Origin of the sequence: Aeromonas sp. FDAARGOS 1410, assembly GCF_019048745.1 — a bacterium.
Classification (GTDB): Bacteria; Pseudomonadota; Gammaproteobacteria; order Enterobacterales; family Aeromonadaceae; genus Aeromonas; species Aeromonas jandaei.
Genome location: NZ_CP077401.1, coordinates 3,850,082 through 3,875,965, shown reverse-complemented (window position 1 = coordinate 3,875,965; position 25,884 = coordinate 3,850,082). Strand labels below are relative to the sequence as shown.

19 protein-coding genes are annotated in these 25,884 nt (G+C 56.7%); 11 read left to right on the top strand and 8 right to left on the bottom strand.

Annotated elements, in window-relative coordinates:
- Positions 1–15 precede the first annotated feature (15 nt).
- From I6L40_RS18005 to mscM, 5 genes are all read right to left on the bottom strand, one after another.
- Positions 16–750, bottom strand: coding sequence for a succinate dehydrogenase/fumarate reductase iron-sulfur subunit (locus I6L40_RS18005; protein WP_005347973.1), 735 nt, complete (start codon positions 748–750; stop codon positions 16–18).
- Positions 743–2,527 carry a fumarate reductase (quinol) flavoprotein subunit gene (frdA, locus tag I6L40_RS18000; protein ID WP_041210004.1) on the bottom strand — a complete coding sequence of 595 codons (1,785 nt, stop codon included), beginning with the start codon at positions 2,525–2,527 and terminating at the stop codon, positions 743–745. The genes I6L40_RS18005 and frdA overlap by 8 nt, the downstream gene beginning before the upstream one ends.
- Positions 2,528–3,037: 510 nt before the next feature.
- Positions 3,038–4,915, bottom strand: a complete 1,878-nt coding sequence (locus tag I6L40_RS17995) for a methyl-accepting chemotaxis protein (RefSeq protein WP_041210005.1) — start codon at positions 4,913–4,915, stop codon at positions 3,038–3,040.
- Positions 4,916–5,068: 153 nt separating this feature from the next.
- Positions 5,069–5,752 (bottom strand): glycerophosphodiester phosphodiesterase family protein, encoded by a 684-nt coding sequence (locus tag I6L40_RS17990; RefSeq protein WP_216994666.1) that lies wholly within the window; start codon positions 5,750–5,752, stop codon positions 5,069–5,071.
- 26 nt (positions 5,753–5,778) lie between these two features.
- Positions 5,779–9,060, bottom strand: coding sequence for a miniconductance mechanosensitive channel MscM (gene mscM, locus I6L40_RS17985; protein WP_071913084.1), 3,282 nt, complete (start codon positions 9,058–9,060; stop codon positions 5,779–5,781).
- 155 nt (positions 9,061–9,215) lie between these two features.
- Between mscM and I6L40_RS17980 the strand changes: the two genes are divergently transcribed.
- A complete protein-coding gene (locus I6L40_RS17980) occupies positions 9,216–10,550 on the top strand; it encodes an MATE family efflux transporter (protein ID WP_216994665.1) in 1,335 nt (444 codons plus the stop codon).
- Positions 10,551–10,606: 56 nt separating this feature from the next.
- On the opposite strand, the gene I6L40_RS17975 is transcribed toward I6L40_RS17980, so the two are convergent.
- Positions 10,607–11,428 carry a M23 family metallopeptidase gene (locus I6L40_RS17975; RefSeq protein ID WP_071913088.1) on the bottom strand — a complete coding sequence of 274 codons (822 nt, stop codon included), beginning with the start codon at positions 11,426–11,428 and terminating at the stop codon, positions 10,607–10,609.
- 259 nt (positions 11,429–11,687) lie between these two features.
- Here I6L40_RS17975 and I6L40_RS17970 point away from each other — a divergent pair, with 259 nt between their 5' ends.
- A complete protein-coding gene (locus tag I6L40_RS17970) occupies positions 11,688–12,464 on the top strand; it encodes a BPSS1780 family membrane protein (RefSeq protein WP_071913090.1) in 777 nt (258 codons plus the stop codon).
- Between the two features lie 65 nt (positions 12,465–12,529).
- Here I6L40_RS17970 and I6L40_RS17965 read toward each other — a convergent pair whose 3' ends face one another.
- A complete protein-coding gene (locus I6L40_RS17965) occupies positions 12,530–13,429 on the bottom strand; it encodes a LysR family transcriptional regulator (protein WP_041210011.1) in 900 nt (299 codons plus the stop codon).
- A 123-nt stretch (positions 13,430–13,552) separates the two neighbouring features.
- Between I6L40_RS17965 and I6L40_RS17960 the strand changes: the two genes are divergently transcribed.
- The 4 genes from I6L40_RS17960 (at position 13,553) to oxyR (ending at position 17,993) form a co-directional block, all read left to right on the top strand.
- Positions 13,553–14,413, top strand: coding sequence for a Vmh family MBL fold metallo-hydrolase (locus I6L40_RS17960; RefSeq protein WP_043850210.1), 861 nt, complete (start codon positions 13,553–13,555; stop codon positions 14,411–14,413).
- A gap of 78 nt (positions 14,414–14,491) precedes the next feature.
- A complete protein-coding gene (locus I6L40_RS17955; protein ID WP_071913092.1) occupies positions 14,492–15,130 on the top strand; it encodes a DsbA family protein in 639 nt (212 codons plus the stop codon).
- 171 nt (positions 15,131–15,301) lie between these two features.
- Complete coding sequence (locus I6L40_RS17950) at positions 15,302–16,942, top strand: methyl-accepting chemotaxis protein (protein WP_041210013.1); 1,641 nt, start codon at positions 15,302–15,304, stop codon at positions 16,940–16,942.
- 151 nt (positions 16,943–17,093) lie between these two features.
- A complete protein-coding gene (oxyR, locus tag I6L40_RS17945; protein ID WP_071913094.1) occupies positions 17,094–17,993 on the top strand; it encodes a DNA-binding transcriptional regulator OxyR in 900 nt (299 codons plus the stop codon).
- A gap of 48 nt (positions 17,994–18,041) precedes the next feature.
- Here oxyR and I6L40_RS17940 read toward each other — a convergent pair whose 3' ends face one another.
- The gene (locus tag I6L40_RS17940) at positions 18,042–20,501 is read right to left on the bottom strand and encodes a penicillin-binding protein 1A (RefSeq protein ID WP_071913096.1); all 2,460 of its coding nucleotides are present in this window, start codon (positions 20,499–20,501) and stop codon (positions 18,042–18,044) included.
- Positions 20,502–20,799: 298 nt separating this feature from the next.
- Here I6L40_RS17940 and tapM point away from each other — a divergent pair, with 298 nt between their 5' ends.
- The 5 genes from tapM to I6L40_RS17915 are packed head-to-tail and all read left to right on the top strand — an operon-like array spanning position 20,800 to position 25,783.
- A complete protein-coding gene (tapM, locus tag I6L40_RS17935; RefSeq protein ID WP_071913099.1) occupies positions 20,800–21,864 on the top strand; it encodes a PilM family type IVa pilus assembly protein TapM in 1,065 nt (354 codons plus the stop codon).
- On the top strand, positions 21,852–22,430 hold the full coding sequence (gene tapN / locus I6L40_RS17930; RefSeq protein WP_041210017.1) for a PilN family type IV pilus biogenesis protein TapN: 579 nt from the start codon (positions 21,852–21,854) through the stop codon (positions 22,428–22,430). Before tapM ends, tapN begins: the two co-directional genes overlap by 13 nt.
- On the top strand, positions 22,427–23,023 hold the full coding sequence (gene tapO, locus I6L40_RS17925; protein ID WP_071913101.1) for a PilO family type IV pilus biogenesis protein TapO: 597 nt from the start codon (positions 22,427–22,429) through the stop codon (positions 23,021–23,023). The genes tapN and tapO overlap by 4 nt, the downstream gene beginning before the upstream one ends.
- On the top strand, positions 23,023–23,556 hold the full coding sequence (locus tag I6L40_RS17920) for a pilus assembly protein PilP (RefSeq protein ID WP_041210018.1): 534 nt from the start codon (positions 23,023–23,025) through the stop codon (positions 23,554–23,556). Before tapO ends, I6L40_RS17920 begins: the two co-directional genes overlap by 1 nt.
- Before the next feature lie 16 nt (positions 23,557–23,572).
- Positions 23,573–25,783, top strand: coding sequence for a type IV pilus secretin PilQ (locus tag I6L40_RS17915; RefSeq protein ID WP_071913102.1), 2,211 nt, complete (start codon positions 23,573–23,575; stop codon positions 25,781–25,783).
- Positions 25,784–25,884: the final 101 nt, after the last annotated feature.

Genomic DNA, 25,884 nt, shown 5'->3' with positions numbered 1-25,884 from the left:
GTCTCAATCCTGCTCTCAATCTGGCTTGAACATGGCGATCATGTAGTCCTTGGCACTCTCTACCTTGCCAAGCTGGATGGCCGCTGCCGGATCGACGCCCTTCGGGCACACTTCGGAGCAATAGCCCACGAAGGTACAGCCCCAGACGCCTTCGTCCTGGCTGATGATGCGCATACGCTCTTTGGCGCCGGCATCACGGTTGTCGACGTTGTAGCGATAGGCCAGAGCCAGTGCCGCCGGACCGGTGAACTTCTTGTTGATGCCGTACTGCGGGCAGGCCGCGTAGCAGAGACCACAGTTGATGCACTGGGAGAACTGCTTGTACTTCGCCATCTCTGCCGGAGTCTGGATGTATTCGCCATCGCACAGGTTGCGCGGCTCGCTCGGGATGATGTAGGGCTTGATGCTTTCCAGCTTCTCGATGAAATCGGACATGTCGACCACCAGGTCACGCTCGATCGGGAAGTTGTTGAGCGGCTCGATGGTCATTTTGCCCGGCAGATAGTCGCGCAGGAATGCCTTGCAGCCCAGCTTGGGCACACCGTTGACCATCATGCCGCAGGAGCCGCAGATCGCCATCCGGCAGGACCAGCGGAAGCTCAGGGTAGAGTCCAGGTGATCCTTGATGTATTGCAGCGCATCCAGCAGAGACATCTCTCTCTGGTAGGGCACCTGGAAGGTCTGCATCCAGGGCTCGTTATCCTGCTCCGGACGATAGCGCAGGATTTCAATTTCAATCATCTCAGCCATTCTTCTTAGCCTCGTCTTGTTTCTCACCCTCGGAGCCGTACACGCGTTTTGCCGGCTGGGACTTAGTGATCTTCACATCGGAGTAATCGATGGAGGGCGTTTCGCCATTGTTGTAAAACGAGAGCGTGTGCTTGAGGAAGTTCACGTCATCACGCTCTTCGTAACCATCCAGACGCTGGTGGGAACCGCGGGACTCTTTACGATTGATGGCGGAGTGAGCCATGGCTTCTGCCACGTCCAGCATGTAACCCAGTTCGATGGCGTACAGCAGGTCGGTGTTGAAGACAGAGGACTTGTCGTTGATCTTGACCTTCTTGTAACGGGCTTTCAGCTCGTTGATCTTGTCGATGGTGCCCTGCATCAGCTCTTCGGTACGGTAGATACCGACACCGGCTTCCATGGAGGTGCCCAGTTCGTTGCGGATGTCTGCCGGGTTCTCGGTGCCATCGATGTCGAGCAGGGAGAGGTGCTGCTTGACCAGAGCCTCGGCCTTGGCGACCAGCGCTTCGGTATTGCCATGCTTCTGGGTCTTGGCGAATTCACCGGCTTGTTCACCAGCCAGCTTGCCGAATACCACGATCTCGGACAGGGAGTTGGAACCCAGACGGTTGGCGCCGTGCAGACCAACGGAGGCACATTCGCCAGCGGCGTAGAGGCCGGCCAGACGGGTGGCACACTTGTTGTCGGTCTCGATACCACCCATGGTGTAGTGGGCAGTCGGACGTACCGGGATAGGCTCTTTGGCCGGATCCACGTTGACGTAGGCTTTGGCCAGTTCGCAGATGAACGGCAGACGCTCTTTCAGGTACTTCTCGCCGAGGTGACGCAGGTCGAGGTGAACTACATCGCCCATTGGGCCCTGGATCACGCGGCCTTTCTGCTGTTCTTGCCAGAATGCCTGGGAAACGCGGTCGCGCGGACCCAGTTCCATGTATTTGCTCTTCGGCTGGCCGATCGGAGTTTCCGGGCCCAAGCCGTAGTCTTGCAGGTAGCGGTAGCCATCCTTGTTGAGCAGGACGCCACCCTCACCACGACAACCTTCGGTCATCAGGATGCCGGTACCCGGCAAACCGGTCGGGTGATACTGAACGAATTCCATGTCACGCAGCGGTACGCCGTGACGATAGGCCAGTGCCATGCCGTCACCGGTGACAATGCCGCCGTTGGTGTTGTAACGGTAAACACGACCAGCACCACCAGTTGCCAGAATCACGGATTTGGCCTGGATGAAGCGGGTGATGCCGTTCTGGATGTCAAAGGTCAGAACGCCCTGAACGCGACCATCTTCCACGATCAGGTCGAGGCAGAAGTGCTCGTCGAAGCGCTTGATGCTCGGGTATTTGACGGAGGTCTGGAACAGGGTGTGCAGAATGTGGAAACCGGATTTGTCAGCGGCGAACCAGGTACGGGGAACCTTCATGCCACCAAACGGACGCACGTTGGCTTTGCCATCCGGCTTGCGGCTCCAGGGGCAACCCCAGTGCTCCAGCTGGATCATCTCTTTGGTCGCATTGTTGACGAAGTAATCGACAACGTCCTGCTCACACAGCCAGTCACCACCGGAGACGGTGTCGTTGAAGTGGTTTTCGAGGGAGTCGTCATCACGAACGACACCGGCGGCGCCACCTTCGGCTGCCACGGTATGGCTACGCATCGGATAGACTTTGGAAATCAGGGCGATATCCAGGTCTGGCTGTGATTCGGCTATAGCGATAGCGGCGCGCAGGCCAGTACCGCCGGCACCGATGATGGCTACATCGGTCTTGATAATATCCACATCTGCCTCCTTAGGGATAGATTTGCTGGGCACGATTTTGCTCTATGAAAAAAATTCAGGCTTGATGCAAGTCAAACAGCTTGGTTTTATTCCATTTTTCGTAGTTATTTTTTTCTAAAACACCCTGATCCCTGGATGAAAATGTCGTAATTTTCGTCATTTTTTGGTGTTATTGAGCAGTAAAACACCTTGCTACGAAGACTTTAACTTCCGGATTATACGTAGTTTTCTTTCAATAAAATGCGAATCACCTCTCTTTTTAGGTACTCACGAAAAAAATTTTAAGTTTTTTATTAAAACTTTTTAATGATAATTATTGGCATTTAAATATATGCATAAAAATTACTAATCCTTTTTGTGGCTGAAAAAGTGGAATATATCCGATGGGAGCTACTGGATGGCGGGGGCAACAGGAAGGAGGAGAGGCGACGGTAGTGTTAGATTACTCACTGATAATTAAGCGATATTTAAAAAAGTAAAGGGGCCTGTACGGCCCCTTTCTTATCATCGTCAGATCCGGAACATACCGACCTGATTACTCAATTCACCCGAAATATTTTTAAGTTGTTCAGAGAGATGGCGTGAGCTGTCGGCATCTACGGCCAGCTCGTCAGACACGTCTTTCACCGCCTGAATGTTGCGGCTGACCTCGTCAGTAACAGCTCGTTGCTCCTCGGCGGCGCTGGAGATCTGGGTCGCCATGTCGGAGATCTGGTTGATGGAAGCGGTGATCTGCTCCAGCGCCTGGGTGGCGTTGTTGGCATCATCCACGCTGTTCTGGGCCAGCAACTGCCCTTCATGCATGGTGCTGACCGCCCCCTGGGTATTGCGCTGCAGGGTTTCGATCATGCTGCGGATCTCGACGGTGGAGCTGTGAGTGCGCTGTGACAGCACCCGCACCTCGTCTGCCACCACCGCAAAGCCACGGCCCTGTTCGCCGGCACGAGCAGCTTCAATAGCGGCGTTCAGTGCCAGCAGGTTGGTCTGTTCTGCGATGCCCTGAATGGTGGAGAGGATGGTATTGATCTCCTGCGCGTTCTTCTCCAGCTCTTGAATGATGTTGGAGGCCTGCTCGACCTGAGTTGCCAGATCGGTGATGGAACGCTGGTTGCGGGCGATGACCTGCTTGCCATGTTCACAGCTGCTGCTGGAGGAGCGCGCCGCTTCGGCTGTCTGCTCGGCGTTGCTGGCTACCTCGACGGCTGTGGCTGACATTTCGTGGACGGCCGTTGCAATCTGGGAGATCTCGTTTTGCTGGCGAGCCAGCCCCTGATTGGCCTTCTCTGCCATGTTGTGTGAGGACTTGGCCTGCTGGTTGAGTTGGCCGGAGGAGTTAGATATATCCTGCACCATCACATGGATCCGCTCGATAAAGGTGTTGACGTGTTTGGCGACCACGCCGACCTCGTCTTCACGCTCAATCTTGATGCGGCGAGTGAGATCGCCATTGCCACGGGAGAGATCGGCAATCGCTTCACCCAGGGTTTTCAGCGGAGCCAGAGAGCCATTGATGGCGACATAGGAGAAACCCGCCACGATGATGATGGTGAGCAGGCCTTGCAGAAGTGCTGACGTGACCATGCGTTTGACCGACTGATAGGCCACCGCCTCATCGACCACAATGCCGTAGTACCAGTCGGTATTGGGGATCTGGTTCAGGTCAAACACGCTCAGTTTGCCGCTGATATCCATCTCTGAAATGGTGCCGTCATGAGCAATGCGATTGACCCCGGAGGCAGTCAGCTCAGGGGAGAGGGCGGTGGCTGGTTTCAGGGTCAGTGAAGCATCCGGGTGGGCAATGATGGTACCGCTGCTGTCGATAAGTACCGCGTAGGTGCCTTCGGTATTGACCGCCAGAATGTCGGAGACCAATCCGCTGATGGATACGTCACCGGCGATCACCCCCTGGGTATTGCCACGCTGGAACGGTTCGGCGATGGTGATAATCAGCTGCCCGGTGGAGATATCTGCATAGGGTGCAGTGATGGTCATTTTACCTGCGGCCATGGCGTCCTTGTACCAGGGGCGCTGGCGCGGGTCGTAGCCGGCGGGCAGATCGGTCGGCTTGCTCTGGATCATCTTGCCATCATTTGTGCCCACATAGACGAGATCAAACCCGCCCGCATTCATGGACTGGGCCAGATGGCTGATGGGGTTATCCTCTTTGGCAAACGCCTCCTTGGTGGAGCTGACCATATTGACGCGGGCATCGAGCCAGCGGGAGATCCCCTTGACGTTGGCGGCTGAACTTTCGTCGATAAAGCTCCAGATCAGTCGCTGGGTTTCGCTGCGCAGCTGCGAGGTGTTGTACCAGACCTGCAGGCCGGTGATCACCAGAATGATGATTCCGATAGCCAGAACAAGTTTGTTTTTAATGGATAAGTTCATAGTTACTTCCTTGTGAGCGTCAGTCTGAAGTGTGTTCGAGCGAATTATTGTTATGTGCCATCTCTTATCGGCCGAAGTTGGACTCTTTTTATCCCGGTCTACGACTTAAAGTTAGCGGTTAACCTCACGCTTATCCATCCGGATGCGGGTTGCTCACAGTGTTAAAAAACGGTCGGGCCGATTGGTGAATATGCCGTCGACCCCCATAGCGGCCAGCTGTTGCTGATCGGCATGCTGATCGACCGTGTAGACCAGAACCTTTAGTCCGCGCTGATGTGCATCATCGACCAGCGCAGCGTCAATGAAATCAACATCACAATTGATGGACCAGGCTCCCAGCTTTTCGGCAAAGTGCGCCAGTTCGAGCGGCAGATTGGCCGTAAGAGCGCCAATCCGGATATCGGGTCGCAGGGTCGCAAAGCGAGCCAGCTCTGGATGGTGGAATGAGGAGACCACCCATTGGTTGGCGGTGAAGCAAAGCTCGTTCTCGGCCCGTTTGGTCAGTGCCGCGACGGCATCGGCGGTATTGGTACCCTTAAGTTCGATATGCAGCTCACAGCTGCCGTCAATCAGGCTCATCACCTGCCACAAGGTCGGAATTATCTCCCCCTCGCCAGCATCGAGCTGTTCCAGATAAGAGCGGGATTGCTCGGTCAATACTCCCTTGCCGTTGGTACAGCGCTCGAGCCGCCGATCGTGGAATACCCACAACTCACCATCGGCCGCCTGCACGTCAATCTCGATAGCGGGGGCTCCTAGCTCCAGCGCTTTGGCCATCGCTTTGAGGGTGTTCTCGGGGGCCAGGCCGCTGGCACCCCGGTGAGCAATGATCTGCATGGTTTGCTCCTTTCTCATTGGCCGGGTTAGCCCCTGCTCAAGTGAATATCGATCTGTTGGTGGGGCAGGGTGAGCCCCTGTTGCTGCATCTTCTCCAGCACCAGCGAGTGAACTTCGTGGGTGATGGGCATCCGGTGATCCATGTTGTTCACGTAGAGCCGGATCTCGTAGATCAGTGCCGAGTCGGTGAACTCGATCAGGAACACTTCGGGAGTCGGGGTATCGAGCACCAGTGTCGATGCCTTGACCGACTCTTCCAGAATAGTCTGAACCAGTTTGGGATCCCGGGTCAGGCCGATGCGGATCCGCAGTCGTACCCGGGTGATGGCATCGGAGAGCGACCAGTTGATGAACTGCTCGGTGATGAAGGCCTTGTTGGGGACGATGATCTCCTTGCGATCCCAATCCACTATGGTAGTGGCGCGCGTCTTGATCTTGGTGACGGTGCCGGTCAGATCGCGGATGGTGACGGTATCACCCAGCCGGATCGGTTTCTCGAACAGGATGATGAGGCCGGAGACGAAGTTGGCGAAGATCTCCTGCAGACCGAAACCCAGACCGACCGATAGAGCGGCAACCAGCCACTGGGTCTTGGACCAGTCGATGCCGAGCATCGAGAAGCCGGTGAGGGCGCCGATCAGGATCACCAGATACTTGCTGGTGGTGGTGAGTGCAAAGCCGGTGCCGGGGGAGAGGCTCAGATGCTGCAGCAGGGTCAGCTCCATCAGGCTCGGCAAGTTGCGAGCGGTGACCACGGTCAGGATGAAGACGAAGGCGGTCAGCATCAGATCCTGCAAGGTGATGGCCGAGAGCTGCTCTATGCCGCCAATCTTGCTGCTGACCTGCCACACCTCGATGTTGCTGAGGAAGCTGAAGGCGGAGTTGAGATCCGACCATTGCACCACCACCAGCAGGGTGAAGCCGAGCATCAGCAGAGTGCGGATCAGCCCCAGCGACTGGGTGCTGAGGGTATCGAGGTCAAGCTCGGTCTCCTCGACCACATCCGGGATCTCCGAGCTCAACTCCTCGTGCGATTCATCCCGGCCGCGCAGGGCCAAGATCTCCGCCCGCTTGCTCTTGGCCCGATCGAAGGCCAGCCGGCGACGCTGGATCAGCATCCAGCGTCTGGCCAGATAGTAGACAAGCAGACAGCCAAGCCCCATCAGCAGGCTCAGCTCCAGCTGGCGCAGCAGAATGCGCGAGGTATAAAAGTAGCCAAACAGGGTGCCAATCACCGCCAATAGCGGCGCCAGCATCAGGCTGTTCCAGATGAAGTGGTGCAGCAGATGGGGTTTGGTCATATCGCTCTGGCCCCAGGTGAGCGGCAGTCGCTCCCGGTTGAGACGGGCGAAGAAGAGCAGCAGCCAGAGGGCGCCGATGATAAAGGCCAGCCGCCCGAGGGAGTCGTAGAAGGCGTGCTCCTGATAGCTGTTGGCCATCCCCTGCACAAAAAAGCTCGGGATCAGTACCAGCAGCAGGGTACGAAACTGTCCCCACACTTTCTGCACCTGCTCTTTTGGCCAGCGAAAGTGGTGGATCAGGATCCCCTTCTCAAGGGTGAGGTGACGGGCCAGCACCAGTGCCAGCAGCAGAAACCAGATCTCGCCAAGGCCACGGCCGATAGCCACGGCAAAGGGGTATTGCCAGGCACCGCCCAGCAGCCCCCGCACCATCAGTACCATGGCGGGGAGCGGCATGGCTGCAAGCAGAGAGCGCAACAGCAGCCGGCTGGTAAGGCTGAACTTGTCCTGGGTTACCTTGCCGATCCGTGGTGCTATGTGGTCGCAATAGTGGGTCAGATGGCGAGCCAGTTTGAACCAGCTCCAGGCCAGTACCAGCAGTCCCAGCGTGGCCAGGGTCAGACTGAGCGGCGTGTTTTCGGCGATAGCGTGGGGGACTTGCAGCCAGTTCTCCGGATTGAAAGCCAGCGATAGGGCGGCAGGCACCCCGAGCATGACGGAGGGGGTGAGCGGCCGCACATCCGGCATCCAGAACAGGTGACTGGCGCTGAGCTCACGGATCTCGTCGATCTTGCTGTTGCGATGGCTGTAGAGCAGCTTGAGCCGGGTCTGCTCCTGAATCAGGGTGTCGGACGCGTCGTTGAGACGGGTCAGCAGCTGGCGGCGAGCCTTGAGCAGATTGTCGAGCACTGCCTGCTGCGGGCGGTCAAGGGAGACCTCTTCATTGGCGAGGAGCTGGTCGCGCAGCTGACGGGGATCCTTGAGGGTATCCTGCTCGGTCTCGTACTGATATTTGGCCATGCGGGCGCTGACGATTTCGGATTCGAGCTTGTCGAGGGGGTAGTAGGCGGGCAAATCGGCCAGCTTGCTGCGCAGGTTCTCGCCGTAAGCGTCGCTTATCTGCAGCCATTCAAGCTGCTCGCGCACCGAGTTGACCAGTTCGTTGAGCTCAAACAGATTCTTGTCGACGCTGCGTTGCCTGTCCTGCACCTCTTCGATCTGCTCCTCCAGCCGGCCGAGCTGGATGGAGAGAGCCTGATTCTGTTGCTGCTGCTCCAGCAGCAGGGGCATATCGTCAGAGAGCTGTTTGCGCAGTCGCTCGCTCTCTTCCAGTGCCTGCTCGGTCTTCTCCCGACGCAACTGGTTTTGCTGGGCCATCAGGGCCGCTTGCCACTCGTCCTCATCGGCAATGGTCAGATTGAGCTCCTGCAATTTGAGCTTGCCAAGATCGCTGCGCTGCTGGGCCGAGAGCTGCTCCAGCTCCAGCATCTGGATCCGGTCGGAGATACTCTGCTCCTTGATCCGGGTCAGCAGCAGTTGTGCCTCCTGCAGCCGATCCGATTCGCTGCTGAAGTTGAGTCGCTCCAGCTGACTGCGGGTGACTTGCAGCTGTTTGCGCAGATCATCCACTCGCAGATGGTAATCCTGACCGGTGCTCTCCAGCTGATTGAGGCTGTCCATGATGCCCTGACGCTCTTTGCGCAGCATCATCTGGCGGTTGCTGCTAAGGCCAATGGCCTGGCGCAGGCTCTCCTCCTTGAGACTGGAGAGGGCTGGACGGCTCTTGGGCTGATAGTTGCGCAGGCTCTCCTTGAGGCGGGCCGACTCCTCGGGATAGTCGATCAATACCTGCTGATAGGCTTTGCCCTGCTCCCGGTAACGTTCTGCTTCCCGGGCAAACTGCAGTGCCTGCTGATAGCTCTCCCTCAGTTTCTGATTTTCCGGCGTATCGCTCTTGGGGACGCTTTGCAGCAGCGCTTCGGCCTGGGCGATGGTGTCATCGGCCTGTGCCGTGGTCGTGAGCAGAGCGAGGGAAAGAAGCAGGAGGGCGAGCAGGCGTTGCAACATGAAGCACGTGTCCGTTCATAAGAGGTTGCCCTAGCCTAAAGCAGGGGCAGAAGAGGGTAAAGCGTTCAATATTAATGATTTGTAACACAAATAACGGGCGATCCCGGCCCGATTTGGCTATTATTCTGGCCGTTTTTCCCTCCATTGAGCATTTTATGTCCGCAGTCGATCTGGGCACCGCCCCTCTTTCCCGCCTCTTTTGGCGCTATGTCACCCCGACCGTGGCCGCCATGCTGGTCACCGGCATCTATGTCACCATTGATGGCATCTTTGTCGGCCATATTCTGGGGCAGGATGGCTTGGCCGGACTGATGCTCGCCTATCCCATCTGCGCCGTGCTCTACGCTGTTGGTGCGCTGATCGGCATGGGCTCCTCCTCGCTCGCCTCTTTCTACCTTGGCAAGGGGGAGCAAAAACGGGCGCGCCATATTGTCGGCAATGCACTGGTGATGGTGCTGGTGGCTGCCGCCGTGCTCGCTTTCATCGGCATCAACTATGGCGATGAGATGCTGGCCTGGATGGGGGCCGAAGGGGATATTTTTACCGCCGGTCTGGCCTATCTGCAGTGGTATGCCTGGCTCGGCGTCTTTGCCGTGCTCTCCATGGCCTTTACCGCCCTGCTGCGCAACGACGGGCGGCCGGGACTGACTACCTGGATCCTGGTCGGGGGCGGTTTGCTCAACGTGCTGCTCGACTATCTGCTGATGGCGGTCATTCCATGGGGGCTGGCGGGGGCCGCGATTGCCACCATGCTCTCCCAGGCTGTTACCGGTGGTCTTTGTCTGTGGCACTTCTTTACTCCGCGCAGCAAGTTGCGCATCGGTTGGGATACCCTGCTGCCCGACTGGCGGCTGATGCTGGAGACGGTGAAACTCGGCTTCTCCAGCTTCCTGATGTACCTCTACCTCTCGGTGGTGCTGGCGCTGCATAACAAGGCGTTGCTGGCTGTCGGTACCTCTTTGCATGTCGCTGCCTACGGGGTGATCAGCTATACCGAGGCCTTCTTCTATCTCATCTTCGAGGGGATCGCCATGGGGATCCAGCCCATCGCCAGCTTCAATGCCGGCGCGGGCAACTGGCAACGGGTGTTGCGGATCCGCAATCTGGCGCTGGGGGTGACCGTCGCCATCGCACTTTGTGGCATGGTGCCGCTCTACCTCTGGCCCGAGGGGGTTGTCTACCTCTTTGCAGGCGACAATGCGACTCTGCTGCCGGTGGCAACGCTCGGGATCTGGCTCTACTTCTGGGGGCTGCCGATGGAGGGATTGCTGCTGGTGGGCGCCACCTATTTTCAGGCGATCAACCGTCCCCGCATTGCCTCGCTGCTGACTGGTGGCAAGCTGCTGCTGATCGGTGGCTTCCTGTGGGGATTCTCGACCCTGTGGGGCGTGGCCGGGGTGTGGCTGGCACTGCCGACCTGCAGCACTCTGCTGGTGTTGCTGATGTGGCGGGCGATGTGTCAGGAGTCCGGCTCCCACACGCAGGACTAGTAAGAATACCGGACGTTTTATACAACAAAGGCAGCGATTGGCTGCCTTTGTCATTATCAGGGCTTGAACGCGCCGATAAAGATGGCGGGATCGACCCGGGTGTCGTTGAGGCTGACGTTCCAGTGCATATGGGGCCCGGTGGCGCGACCGGTTGAACCGACCCGTCCGACAATGCCGCCGCGCGGCAGACTCTGGCCGAGCTTCACATCGATTTTCGACATGTGGCAGAACATGCTGATGAGCCCCTGACCGTGGTCGACAAAGACGGTATTGCCGTTGAAGAAGTAGTTGCCAATCAGGATCACCTTGCCGGCAGCGGGGGATTTGATCGGGGTGCCGGCGCCGACGGCGAAGTCGAGCCCGGAGTGGGGATTGCGCTCCTCGCCATTGAAGAAGCGGCGCAGGCCGAACGGGCTCGATAGCGGGCCATCGACCGGCTTGTCGAACATCAGATTGCTCGGCTGGTTGGGACTAAAGGTTTGATAAGCTCGTGTCTGTTCGGCCAGTTCACGGTTGATACGGGTCATGTCTTCGGCGAGCGGATTGACCTGACGGCTGTTTTTTAGCTTGATGTGCTGCTCGCGGTAGTGCTTCGGTGTCACGGTGAAGGCGAGGGTGCGACCATCGCTTGTGGTCAGGTTTTGGTTACCAAGCGGGCTTTTGAGGGAGATGCCTACGATGGCGATCCACTGGCCATCTTCCTGCACGACCAGTACGGGCTTGCCCTGATAATGGGCTTGTGGCGCCGGGGATGCCTTGCCAAGGGGGACAACGGCCACGCCGCCCGGCACCGGATGGTTGAGCAGACGGCTGATAAAACCTTCGGCAAGCGCCGACTGGCTGGCCAGCAATAACAACAGACAACACACAACTCTCATGACGATACCACTCGCTGTTAAAACGCTTCAGATGGCGGAAAGTGCGCCCCGTGGGCTGATTGGCCTGCGGGCGCAGGGAGACGATTTTGCCCTCTCTGCGTAGTTGCAGCCAGTGCCGGGTGTTGAAAAGAGCGGACAATCGGGGTTGGCTGCGTCAGGTTTTATGTCGCTGACATCCTGCTTCGCCATTGAGTCACTGGTGTCCAGCCTCTAGAATCGGCATCCGGCACTGATGCCTGCGATACACCGAGGAGACGACATGAATGGATTATCCCCTTTGCGCCAAGCACCGGCCCGCCACCCGCTCAGCCGTGGCTGGGTCTGGGTTCGCAGCGGGTTCGATATCTTCAACAAGGGGATGGGTGCCAGCGTCGCCATGGTGGTGTTCTGGTTCGGCGTTGGCATGGTGCTCGACCTGCTGCCAGCCGGCGGGCTGATCTCCCAACTGCTCTATATGGTGTGGGGAGCGGGATGGGCCGTTGTAGCAGCTAGGGGATACCGCGGTGAAGCGCTCAACTTCAACGATCTCTTTGCCGGTTTTCGCCACAAGCTGACCCCCCTGATGCTGGGTGGTCTGCTGGTCTTGGCACTTTTCACCCTGATTGGGCTGGTTTGCGTGGGGTTGCTCTCCATGTGGGGTCTGCTCTCGGTGCTGACCCAGGATCCCGATAGCATGGTGGTCTCTGCCCTGCAGGTGCAGCAGCTGTTGATCGTACTGCTGGTGGGGATGATGCTGGTTATTCCGGTGCTGATGGCGGTCACTTTCGCGCCAGCCCTCATCTATTTCCACGATATCGGTATTTTGCAGGCGGCTCGCCTCAGCTTTGCCGGCTGCTGGCGCAACATGTGGCCCTTCTTCTGGTGGGGGATCCTCTGCGCCATCCTGCTGCTCTTTGGCGCTGTGCTGTTACTGGTGGGTCTGCTGGTGGTGATCCCGGCGCTCAACTACTCCATCTATGTGGCGTACCGTGACATCTTCGTCGACGAAGAGGGGGAGGTGAAGCCTCCGGTGACTCCGTTTGGCTTCGAAGCCTGACGCAGCCTTGAACAGTTGATTAAAGAAGGGGCCCTCTGTGGCCCCTTCTGCATTGCTGGATGTTGTCACTCCCGCCAAAGCGGGTCTGCCGCCATGCGGGCCAGCAGAAAATCGAGGAAGCTGCGCAGCAGCGGTGACATCTGCTTGCGGGTGGCATACACCCCGTAAACGCCGAGTCGCTTGGGTTGCCACTGGGTCAGCAGCGGGACCAGCTCTCCCCGCTCAAGATAGGGCTGGGCCGAGTAGCGTGGTTGCAGGCTGATCCCGGCACCGCCCAGGGTCGCCTCCAGCAACAGGTTGGAGATATTGGCACTCAGGTTGCCGCTGACCGGCACCGATTCGGGGCCGTCCGGGCCGTTGAACTCCCACAGACTCTTGCCGAAGTAGGTGTAGGTGAGGCAGTTGTGCAGCGCCAAATCCTGCACCTTTTGCGGTGCCGGGTGGTTGGCCAGATAGGCCGGGCTGGCGCAGACCACCGAATGGCAGGTGCCAAGTCGGCGAGCCACCAGATTGGGGTCGAGATCGTTGGTGATGCGCACGGCCAGATCGATCCGCTCCTCCACCAGATTGACGGTTCTATCCAGCAGCAGGATATCGATGGCGGTGCCCGGGTATTGCGCCAGATAGTCGTTGGCCGCGCCAACCAGCAAGGCTTCCGAGAGGGAGTAACTGCTGGTGATCCGCAGTTGCCCCTTGGGGGCATCATCCCCCTTCACGGCGATCTGCTCCATCTCCTCTCCCAACGCCAGCATGGCGCGGGCCCGGTTCAGCGCCTCCTCGCCCGGGCCGGTCAGGCTCAGACGCCGGGTGGTGCGATGCAGCAGCCGGGCACCCATCCAGCTCTCCAGCTCGGCCAGGTAGCGCGACACCATGGCGCGCGACATATCCAGTTTCTCGCCGGCGCCACTCAGGCTCCCCTGTTCGACTACGCTGACGAAGACCCGTAAAGCGGTCAGTCGATCCATGTATGGCTCTCTATATGTTCGATTTGTGCAACAGTGATGCGCTGTTAGTGCTGTATTTGCACCTTAAGTGATCTAATAAACTCTGTCCATCAAATGAACCCCCGAATGATTAATGAGGAAAACATGATGAACAACCTGATCCGCAACCTGACTCTGACCACCACCCTGTTGAGCGGCGCCGTTCTGGCGGGCCCGCTGAGCGTGACCGTCTACAACCCCGGTGAAAAGGCGATCTTCCCGGTCTCCTCCTCGCTGGTAGCGGGCGATAAAGAGGCCATCCTGATCGATGCCCAGTTCGACGTACAGAATGGTCAGGCGCTGGTCGACATGATCAAGAAGAGTGGCAAGCAGCTGACCACCGTTTATATCAGCGCCGGTGACCCCGACTTCTACTTCGGTCTGGAGCCGGTACTGGCCGCCTTCCCGAACGTGAAGGTGCTGGCCGACCAGCACGTGGTCGACCACATCAAGGAGACCAAGGATGCCAAACTGGCTTACTGGGGACCGATCCTGGGTAAAGGGGCTCCGAAGAGCCTGACCGTGCCGCAAGTGATGACTGCCAGCCAGCTGACCCTTGATGGCGAGAAGATCGAAATCAAAGAGATGAACACACCGAATGCCTACCTCTGGGCGCCTTCCATCAAGACCGCTTTTGGTGGTGTGCCGGTTTACCACGGTGTGCATGTCTGGATGGCCGACAGCCAGACCAAAGCGGCCCGCAGCAACTGGGTTCAGGCTCTCGACAAGCTGCTGGCGCTGAAACCCGAGCGGGTAGTGCCGGGCCACTTCCTGGGGGCAGAACCGAAAGGGAGCGAAGCAGTGACCTTTACCCGTGACTATGTGCAGCGTTTCGAGCAAGAGCTGGCGAAAGCGAAGAACTCCGGCCAGCTGATCGATAGCTTGAAGAAGGCCTACCCCTCCCTGCCGGTTGACGATGGTCTGGCCATCGGTGCCAAGGTCAATACCGGCGAGATGAAGTGGTAATTCACTGAGCCGTATCCCTGTGTTTTTTTACCGGGCCAGAAGGCCCGGTTTTTTATCCTGAATGTGAAGAGAGATACCATGAAGCAACAGAATCCCGTTCTCCATTATGTTTATGACCCCCTCTGTGGCTGGTGCTACGGTGCGGCGCCCCTGCTGCAAAGTGCGGCCACCATTACCGGGCTGAAGATTGAGCTCCATGCTGGCGGACTCTGGCTGGGTGTGCGTCGTCAGCCGATGGGCGAAGCGCTGCGCGACTACGTCCGGCCTCATGATCAGCGGATCGAAGCGCTGACCGGTCAGCCTTTTGGCGAGCGCTATTTCAATGATCTTCTGCTACGTGATGGCTGTTTGCTGGACTCCGAACCGCCGATCCGTGCGGTACTGGCAGTCACCGCTCTGGGTGGTGATGGCCTGACCATGCTGCACCGGATCCAGCAATCCCATTATCGGGACGGGATCTGGGTGGGCTCCGCCGAACATCTGGCCACGCTGGCAGCAGAGCAGGGGATCAGTGAAGAGGCGTTCCAGCAAGCCTATCTGCAGGCCCTTCTGCTGCAACATTTGGCTGACAGCCAGGGGTGGATGAAGAGGGTTGGTGGTCAGGGCTACCCCACGCTTGGGCTGGAGTGCGATGGCAAGGTGAGCCCTGTCCGAGTGTCCGACTTTTTGGGCGACCCGGCAGGGTTGCGTCAGCAGTTGTTGGAGCTGATGAAATAGTTATTAAAGTGTGAACAGACAATGCACCTTTAGCGCGGAGGGGGCAGGCCGATATTCCGGTATGCAGAAGCGATATGAAACACTTCGATTTTCTGCTTGCAGGCTATGCTCTATATGACCATTCCCGAGGGACGTTGCGGGAGTGAAGACCTATTTCAAGGAACCCCTCCTATGTTCAAAAACATGTCTATTGGCCAGAAGCTGAGTGCTGGTTTCGCCATACTGGCTTTGCTGGTGCTGGGTTTGGCCTGGTTCTCCATCAGCCAGTTGGCCAAGCTTTATGATGATACCGAAACCATCACTACCAATTTGCTGCCTTCCACCCGTTATGCCAGCCAGATGCATGTGGCCATTCTGGATGCACGCCGTTCTGAACTGGCTCAGGTCATTGGCGGGCTCAACAAGGATGCGCAGGAGGTGAGTGAACGGACGCTCACCTTCAACAAGGCCAAGCAGGAGTTTGAGACTGCGGCAGATAAATATGGTGCCTTGCCTTTCACCACCGATGAAGAGAAGCAAGTTTATGATCAACTCCGCAGTGCCGGAGCCAAGTACTTCTCGGTGCACGAAGAGTTGATGAGTGCCTTTGCTGCCGGTGATCTGGATAAAGTCAGAAGCCTGCGCAAAAACGAGACCAGAGCTGCGTTGGAAGAGGCTGGGGCCAAATCCTATCGCCTGCGCGAGATCAACAATGAAATCGCCGAGCAGATGACCAAAGGGGTGGCCGATCTCTACGACAGTGCCAGAACCATGAGCATCGTCGTTAGCCTGATCACCCTTGGCTTTGTCGTTGTGATTGCCTGGTTGCTGACTGGCCAGATCCGCAATCCGGTGATGGCCCTGCTTGAGCAGACTCGCAGAGTCTCTGCCGGGGATCTCACCTCGCGCATCGATATGCAGCAGTTCAACAACGACGAATTGGGTACGCTGGCCAAGGGGTTTGGCGAGATGCAGACCAATTTGCGTACTCTGGTCAGCGAAGTATCAGGTTCCGTGGTGCAACTGAGTTCGGCTGCCGAGGAGATTAGCTCGGTCGCCAGCCAGTCTGCCAACAATATGCATTCCCAGCAGCATGAGCTCAATCAGCTGGCAACGGCGATGAACGAGATGCAAGCCACGGTGCAGGAGGTGTCGCGCAACACCAGCGATGCTGCCAGTGCGGCCACTTCTGCCAGTGAAACTGCTGAACTGGGTGCCAAGACGGTCAATGACTCCATCCAGCGCATCGAGCGGGTGGCGAGCGCTATCGAGAGTACGGCAGTGGTGATCCGCCAGTTGGGTGATGACAGTCGCAACATTGGCATGGTGCTGGAAGTGATCCGCGGCATTGCCGAGCAGACCAACCTGCTGGCGCTTAACGCGGCTATCGAGGCTGCCCGTGCCGGTGAACAGGGGCGCGGGTTTGCTGTGGTGGCGGACGAGGTGAGAACCTTGGCCAAACGTACTCAGGACTCCACTTCCCAGATCAACAACATCATCGCCGAGCTGCAACAGCGTGCCGAGCAGGCTGGCAGCACCATGCAGCAGAGCCAGGATCTGATGAATACCACTGTGGCCACGGCGCGGGAAGCCGGTGAGTCTATCTCCCAGATCAGTGGCTCGGTCAGCAGCATCTCTCACATGAATATCCAGATCGCGACAGCGACCGAAGAGCAGGGGGCAGTGAGCGAGGAGCTCAACCGCAACGTGGTCAATATCAGCCACGCCTCCGAGGAGGTCGCCTCCGGTGCAACCCAGATGGCGCAGGCGTGCAATGAACTGAACCATCTGGCTACCCAGCTGCAGGAGATGGTGCGCCGTTTCCGGGTTTGATTGTTACAAAAGCAAGGCCGACAACCGCAAGGTTGTCGGCCTTTTTTATTAACGTAGCAATATGGCGTAAGCCCTGGGATGGCGATGGCTTGTTCCTGGTGCGGATATTGGGCATTCTGTTGACCCATTTGCCGGGCAGGACTCTTGCTGTATGAACCTTCGTGATCTCGAATATCTGGTGGCACTGGATGAGGAAAAGCACTTTCGCAAGGCGGCCGAGCGCTGCTTTGTCAGCCAGCCAACCCTGAGCGGCCAGCTGCGCAAGCTGGAGGATGAGCTCGGGGTGATCCTGATAGAGCGCACCTCACGCAAGGTTCTGTTTACCCCTGCAGGGGATGCCATGGCCCAGCAGGCGAGACGAGTGCTCAAGGAAGTGCGTGAGCTCAAGAGTATCGGCCAGCATTTTTCAGAACCCATGTCGGGGGAGATCCATATCGGATTTATCCCGACGGTGGGACCTTACCTGTTGCCTCGTATCATTCAAGTCCTGCGCGAGAGCTTCCCCCAGCTGGAATTCTACCTCTATGAAGAGCAGACCCAGAGCTTGCTCAAGCGGCTGGAGGAGGGAGAGCTGGATTGCGTCATTCTGGCCGAGATGGCTGGCATGGAGGGCTTTGGCTCCATCCCGCTTTATCACGAGCCGATGTGGCTGGCAGTGCCTTGCCAGCACCCGGAGGCAAGATCCAAAGAGGTGCCGCTCGGGCATCTCAAGGGTAAAAAGCTGCTGATGCTGGAGGATGGCCACTGCCTGCGGGATCAAGCCATGGGCTTCTGCTTTGCCGGCGGCATCGGTGAGGATCAGCGTTTCAAGGGAACCAGTCTGGAGACACTGCGCAACATGGTGGCTGCCGGTAGCGGCATGACCCTTATCCCCCGACTGGCAGTTCCTGCCGATCGTGATGAAGGGGGCGTCAGTTATCGACCTGTCATTGATCCGGTTCCCGGGCGGACTATCTCTTTGCTTTACCGTCACTACTCGGTACGGCGTCCATGTTTCAATGAACTGGCAACCAAAATTGCGGGCTTGATGAAGGTCGCTCTGGCGCAATAAAAAACCGGCAGCGCAGGCTGCCGGTTTGAATTGAACCATTGAGCTGATTTAGAAGATATCGTCGGTGGAGACGGGGCCTTCTATATTCGGATTATCTCCGCCATACACCTGATTGCCATCAGAGGTCGGTGTCGCATAGCGGGTCGGTTCGGTTCCTTCCTTGAAGTATTCATCGGTACCGCCACCCGTGGCCAGCAGTCCTGTCTCACTGTCAATCTTGACGGTCATGATCCCTTCCGGCACCGGCATCTTGTGCTCGGGGATATTCTTGAGCGCCACCTTCATGAAGTCGATCCAGATAGGCTGAGCTGCGCCACCGCCAAACTCGGCACGGCCCAGACCGCGTTGGTGGTTGTCAAACCCGATCCAGGATGTGGCGACAATATCCGGGGTATAGCCGGAGAACCAGGCATCACGAGATTCGTTGGTGGTACCGGTTTTACCGGAAATATCGTGGCGCTTCAGGTCACGCGCTGCACGCCAGCCGGTACCGCGCCAACCGTTGCCACCCCAGATGGCGGTGCTCAGGGTATCGGTAATGAGGAAAGAGCTCTGGGCACTGATGGTATGCGGAGCTATGGCAGCAGTGGCACTGGGTGTTGCTCCGTCAGTGGCAGGTGCAGTTTGTTCGGTCTGCTGCTGCGGGTCGCTTTGCTGTTCGCAGGTGGTGCAGGCGATCGCCGGATTGGCTTGATAGAGGGTGTTCTCCTGGCTGTCGGTTACCTTGTCGATAAAGTAAGGGGTGACCAGGAAACCGCCGTTGGCCAGTACCGAGTAGCCGCGCACCACTTCAAGAGGCGTGAATTCAGCTGCGCCCAGCGCCAATGCTTCATGAGGTGAAATGAAGTCGCGCGGGAAACCGAAGCGGGTCAGGCCGTCGATATAGGTATCGAGGCCAATGGCGCGCATCAGGCGTACCGACATGACGTTCTTGGACTTGGCGAGACCCAAACGCAGCGGTGTCGGACCATCGTAGACGGCCGGCGAGTTTTTAGGTTGCCACATCGGCCCCTTGGAGGGATCCCACTGGTTGATCGGTGCGTCGTTGATAAGTGACGCCAGGGTATAACCATGCTCCAGCGCGGTGGCATAGAGGAAAGGCTTGATGTTGGAACCAATCTGGCGACGTGCTTGATCAACCCGGTTGAACTTGGAGAGTTCGAAGCTGAAGCCACCGACCAGCGCTTCCAGCGCACCATTTTTCGGGTTCATGGCAACCAGTGCCGCGTTGACGTCCGGGATTTGAGCCAGCAGCAGCTCTTCGCCCTGCTCGCGAACCCAGATCCGAGCGCCGACTTTCAACACATCCCGCGCTGATTTGGGGGCATAGCCCTGGCGGTCGTCGGTAATAAAGGCGCGAGCCCACTTGATGCCGTTCCAGCCAAGGGTGGCTTCTTTGCCATTTTTCAGAACCAGGGTGGCATTACGGTCATCCAGCTTGGTGACGACGGCAGCCATCAGCGGATCATAGGTAGGCTGTTTGGCCAGATGGGCGACGATCTGCTCGTAGTCCCAGCTCGACTCACCTGCTTTCCACAATTGTTCGCTCGGTCCGCGGTAACCGTGGCGCATGTCATAGGCAAAGACACCGTCCAGCAGGGCCTGTCTGGCCGCGCGCTGACGATCGGCAGAGACGGTGGTGTAGACATGCAGGCCCATGGTGTAGGCATCTTCACCAAACTGCTCGACCATTTTCTGGCGCACCATCTCACCCAGATAGGGGGCATGCAGGGTCACTTCGGCGCCGTGATAACGAGCCTTGATCGGCATCTTGGAGGCTTCGTCAAACTGGGCCTGAGTGATCTTGCCTGTCTCCAGCATCCGACCCAGCACCACATTGCGGCGTGCAAATGCGCGCTCCGGCGAACGGATTGGGTTGAGCATGGAGGGGGCTTTTGGCAGACCGGCGATGATGGCGATCTCGTCGAGTCCCAAATCTTTTACTTCTTTACCGAAGTAGACCTGTGCGGCTGCGCCGACACCAAATGCACGGTAGCCAAGGGGAATTTTGTTGAGATAGAGCTCGAGGATCTCATCTTTGGAGAGGTTTTGCTCAATCCGCCAGGCAAGGAAGACCTCCTTGATCTTGCGGATCAGGGTCTTCTCGTTGCTCAGGAAGAAGTTGCGGGCAACCTGCTGGGTGATGGTACTGGCACCCTGACGGGCCTGGCCGGAGACAGCCCAGACAGTTGCTGCACGCAGGATGCCGATGGGGTCGATCCCCGGGTGCTCATAGAAGCGGGCATCTTCCGTTGCCAGCACGGCATCGATCATCGGCTTTGGAATTTCATCCAGATGCAATGGAATGCGACGGATCTCGCCATATTGGGCGATCAACTCGCCATCACGACTATAGACCCGCATCGGAGTTGCCAGTTTGACGTCACGCAGTGCAGTAACGTCAGGCAGTTGAGGCTTGATGTAGAAGTAGATACCGATGAGGCTGGCAACACCCAGCACAGCACCCAGCATCATGACAATAAACAGGCGAACGAGCCATTTCAGCATGGAAGAACTACCAATCGTCTTAAAATTAGCCAACGGGCGCAGAGTATAGCCCTTTTGCTATCTGGAATTCGAGGTTTTCCTGTGGCGAACCACCCACCTCGAAGGATGCGAGAGGTTAGCACTCCGGGGCGCAATAACCAAGGAGACGCCTTCCGATTAAGAAAGCGAGGCAAGTCACTTTTCGGTATAAACTTTATGACATTGATAGATAGAGCATTTAGGATAGCCAAAGACCTCTTCGGGTGGGCTGTCCTACACTGAACCCAGAAACCAAACCCAATAACGCATGGATGTGTATATGTTTGGGCTATTCAACAAGGGATCCCTCCTCCCGTTGGTGGGCGTTGATTTTGGCAGTCAGACCATCAAGGCGGTCACCCTCAGTGGACGTCCCGGCAAGCTGCATATCGATTCCGTCGCAGATATCGTTACCCCGAAGGGGACGCTGGTGGATTACCAGTTACAGGATATCGAGCGAGTCAGCCAGTCCCTCAAAAGTCTTAAACGCCTGCTCCCCGGTAACAGCGACTATGCCGCCACTGCCGTGACGGGTTCCAACGTGATCACCAAAGTTATTCAACTTGATGCAGCTCTCAGCGACAAGGAACTGGAGAATCAGGTTCAGCTCGAGGCCGAGCAAATCATTCCTTTTCCGCTTGATGAGGTCAGCCTCGATTTTGAGGTACTGGGTAATAGTCTTAACAATGAAGAACGTCTTGATGTGCTGCTGAGTGCAGCACGAACCGAAAGTGTGAATGGCAGGGTTAGTGCGCTTTCCGAGTCAGGTTTTATGGTCAAAGTGGTTGATATCGGGTCACACGCACTGGGACGTGCCGTGGTGACTTGTCTGCCTGAGTTGCTGGAAAGCGAACGCCCTGTGGGGGTAATTGATATCGGTGCCAGCTCAATGACCTTTGCTGCACTGGTTAAGGGAGAGGTTATCTACTCCCGGCTGCAAAACTTCGGTGGCGATCAATATAGCCAGGCACTCTCCTCCTTTTATGGCATGACGCTGGAAGAAGCAGAGCAGGCCAAGACCAAAGGCACGCTACCGGTGGATCACGAGCTGGATGTGCTGATGCCCCATATCAATTCACTGCTTCAGCAGGTTCGCCGCAATATTCAGCTCTTTTGCAGCTCTTCCGGCTATCGGGAAGTATCCAGGCTGGTGTTGAGCGGTGGAGGGAGCTTGTTGCCGGGTCTGGTGGTGCAGCTGAAAGAGGAAGTCAACTGCGAGGTATTGCACCCGGATCTCTTTGCCTTGTTTGGCAAACCAAAAAGTGAAGTCGAACAGTCACATGGTGCCAAATATATGACTGCGTTCGGGTTGGCCTTGAGGAGCTTCACTCCATGTCAAATATAAACCTCCTGCCCTGGCGCGAGGTACGAGCACAGCGCCAGAAGAAACAGTTTGGTGTCTTATTAGGGGCCTTTGTGCTGGCGACGGTTGCACTTGGTTTTTTTGTCGACTGGTTGGTTGAACATCAGGTGGGTTCACAGCAGCAGCGAAATCAGCGTCTTGTTCAGGAGATGGCTATTTTGGATGCGCATCTGGGAGAGATCCGGTTGCTCAAGGAGCGGCGCAAAGAGCTGATCGACAGGATGCAGCTTATCGAGCAGTTGCAGATGCGCCGCAACTTGCCGGTTCGCCTCTTCAACCAACTGCCATCTTTGGTGCCTAACGGGGTCTATCTCAATACTCTCGCCTTGCAGAACAATACGATAGATGTAAATGGCAAGACGGAGGCATATGGTCGGGTAGCCAGCATGATGCGCAGGATTGATGCTTCCGGTTGGCTGGGACAGTCCAAGATCAGCACTATTTTTACTGCCGACGTTGAGCCTGTTTCCCTCAGCCAGTTTTCCATGATGTTCCTTATCGCCAACAATGCGGCAGCTGCCGATGATGCGAACAAGGAGAAAAAATGAATCTGCAGCAACTCAATGAGCTGGATTTCAACAACATAGCGAGCTGGCCCAAGGCTGCAAAAGTGATCTTTATTCTGTTTTGCTGTGTGTTGACTGGTGGGCTCCTCTACTACTACGTGATAGCCAACTCACTGGCTGTGCTGACACAAGAAACGGAGCAGGAGACTGAACTGAAGTCTCAGTTTGAGAGCAAAGCGATGCTTGCTGCGAACTTGGGGGTATACAAGGCTCAGATGGTTGAGCTGGAACATCTGGTCGATACCCAGCTAAAGCAGCTGCCCAATACTCATGAAGTAGCGGGGTTGCTGGATGACATCAGTTTTATTGCGACGGATAACGGCTTGAAGCTGAATCGCATTAATTGGGAACCTGAAGTGAAACACGAATTTTCGACCGAGCTTCCCATGCGTATCGAGGTGGTAGGAACCTATCATGAACTTGGCAAGTTCACGGCTGACATGGCGGCGTTACCTCGTATCGTCATCCTCGACTCCTTTACGCTCGATCAGAACAAGGATTCGGGAGACCTGATCTCGATGTCGATGCTGGCCAAGACCTACAAATATAACGGCAAAACAGTGGGGTCTAAATAATGAAGCGTATCTGCTGGTTGTTACCTGCTCTCCTGCTGGCGGGGTGTGGTGGCCAGGAGGACATGGATTCCTATATTGCCGACGTTAAAGCAAGGCCGCCGATCCCCATTGAACCATTGCCGGAGCTCAAGCCGTTTTCTCCCATGCACTACCAACAACAGGAGTTGCGTAGCCCCTTCATGATGCCTCAGCCCGAGGCGAGCAGTGGGACAGAGAATAGTGCCAAGCTAAAGCCTGATTGTGCACAAGTAGTAAGCGATCGGGAAAAAGAGGTGCTGGAGAATTACTCGTTAGCCAGCCTGTCGATGCAAGGTTCATTGGCCAAGGCAGGGCAATTGTGGGCGTTGATCCGAACTCCCGATGGTCAGTCTATGCGGGTCGGACTAAACCAGTATATGGGGCTTGATCAGGGGCGGGTCATCAAAATTACTGATACTGCAGTGGATTTGCTGGAAACCATACCGGATGGGAAGGGGTGCTGGGTAACAAGAGAAACCCAGTTGGCCATGGCCAATACGCAGGCAAAACAATAATCAGGGATGAGCAGCAATGAGAAGAACAATGGAACATGTAACCAAGGTGGCCCTGCTGTTTTGTGCCAGTGCCTTTACTCAGGCCTGGGCGGTTGCAACCCTGCAAGAGATCAAGGTCAATCCTCTGCTTGCTGACCAACTGCAGCTTGAATTGAGTTTTAGTGAACCAGTCAGCAGTTTTACCGATCGCCTCTCCTACCAACCCAATCAACTGCTGTTACATATTCCCGGTGCAGTAGGTGCCCTCAAGGTCAATCCGTTACCAATCCAGAGACAGGGGGTTGATAACATCAAGGTGGAGGGTAAAGGAGCCGGACTTGATATCAAGATCGCTCTTGATCAGTTGGCCCCCTACCAGGTACAGCAGCAGGGCAGTAAATTGCTGGTATCGCTGGGGGAAGGGGCATCAACGGCGTCTTTTAATGCAGAGAGTGCTCTGCTGACCCCAGCTGCGACACCTGTTGCTACTTCAGCCGCTCCTGTCACCACATCGGCATTGATCAATTCCAACGTGGTAGCCAGTTCGCAGCCTGTTCAACCGCAGGCGATGCCTGTTGCCTCAACGTCCTTAGCCAAACCCGTTCTCAATAATTATCAGAACAGTGGCGGTGGCGCCTATTTCAATACGGTAACTGGCGTTGATTTTCGTCGTGGCAAGGATGGTCAGGGCGAGTTTCTGGTGACACTGGACAACAGCTCAGCAGCGGTGGATGTGAGCAGTCGTGGCCAGACTGTGATGGCCAAATTCCACGGTACCAGCGTGCCTGACGGCTTGCTCAACCTTATCAATGTGCAGGATTTCGCGACCCCGGTTTCTCAGGTCGAAGTGTCTCGTCAGGGCAGTGACACCCTGTTCGAATTATCGGTAAATGGTCAGTTTGATTATCGTTATGATCAGGCAGACAAAATGTTCATTATCGAGGTGAAAAAGCGCACGGCTGCGGCTGGTTCCAAGCAGTATCAAGGAAAGCCCATCTCATTGAACTTTCAGGATATTCCTGTAAGGACCGTGCTGCAGCTCATTGCTGACTTCAATAACCTCAATCTGGTTACCACCGATTCTGTATCCGGTAACATCACGCTGCGTCTTGATGGCGTACCCTGGGAGCAGGCACTCGATATCATCCTGAAGGTGCGTGGGCTGGATAAGCGGCTGGACAACAATATTCTGCTGGTTGCTCCTGCTGACGAGATTGCTACTCGCGAGAAACAGCAGTTGGAGAGTCGCAATCAGGTTGCTGATCTGGCACCGCTTTACACCGAATATCTGCAGATCAACTATGCCAAAGCATCTGAAGTCGCGGCGTTGCTCTCCTCCCAGAGTACCAAGCTGCTCTCGTCCCGCGGTGCGGTCAGTGTGGACGAGCGTACCAACGTGCTGGTGGTAAAGGATACGGCTGAGGTGATCAGCAATATCAAGCGAATGCTGGATATTCTCGATATACCTGTCAAGCAGGTCGTTATTGAAGCTCGCATGGTGACCATTGACGACGGCTTCGATGAGGCGCTCGGGGTGCGTTGGGGAGTGACCAAGAATGATGGCCATGGCAACAGCACCTCGGGCTCCATCCAAGGTAACGATACTTCGGGTAATAACAACGGTACGTCGGCGATTACCAGACCTACCGTTGATGATCGTATGAACGTCAATCTGCCTGTGACCAATGCTGCAGGCACATTGGCCTTTCAGGTGGCTCGTCTGGCTGATGGCACGCTTCTGGACCTTGAACTCTCTGCGCTGGAGAAGGAGAGCAAGGCCGAAATCATCGCAAGTCCCCGGGTAACCACCGCCAACCAGAAACCGGCGCTGATTGAGCAGGGTACCGAGATCCCCTATGTGGAGTCCTCTTCTAGTGGTGCTACCTCTGTTACCTTCAAAAAGGCGGTACTGAGTCTGAAGGTGACTCCGCAGATCACTCCCGACAACCGGGTGATCCTCGATCTGACCGTGACGCAGGATACCAAGGGTGAGACAGTGCCGACCGGCACTGGCGATGCGGTATCCATCAACGCCCAGTCCATCACCACCCAGGTGCTGGTGAACAATGGCGAGACCCTGGTGCTTGGCGGTATCTACCAACAGACCATCAAGAGCGATGTGACCAAGGTGCCGCTACTGGGGGATATTCCCGGATTGGGGGCCCTGTTTCGCAAGACAACCAGCGAGAACAAAAAGCGTGAGCTGCTGATTTTCGTCACACCCAAGATAGTCACCGACGCTTTTTGAATGCTTTACATGTGAGGGTAAAACACATATAACCTTACGCCCCGACAAGGCTGGGGCGTAAGGGCTGCGGTTGCCAGTCCCGATTTCTATTGAGATAATCC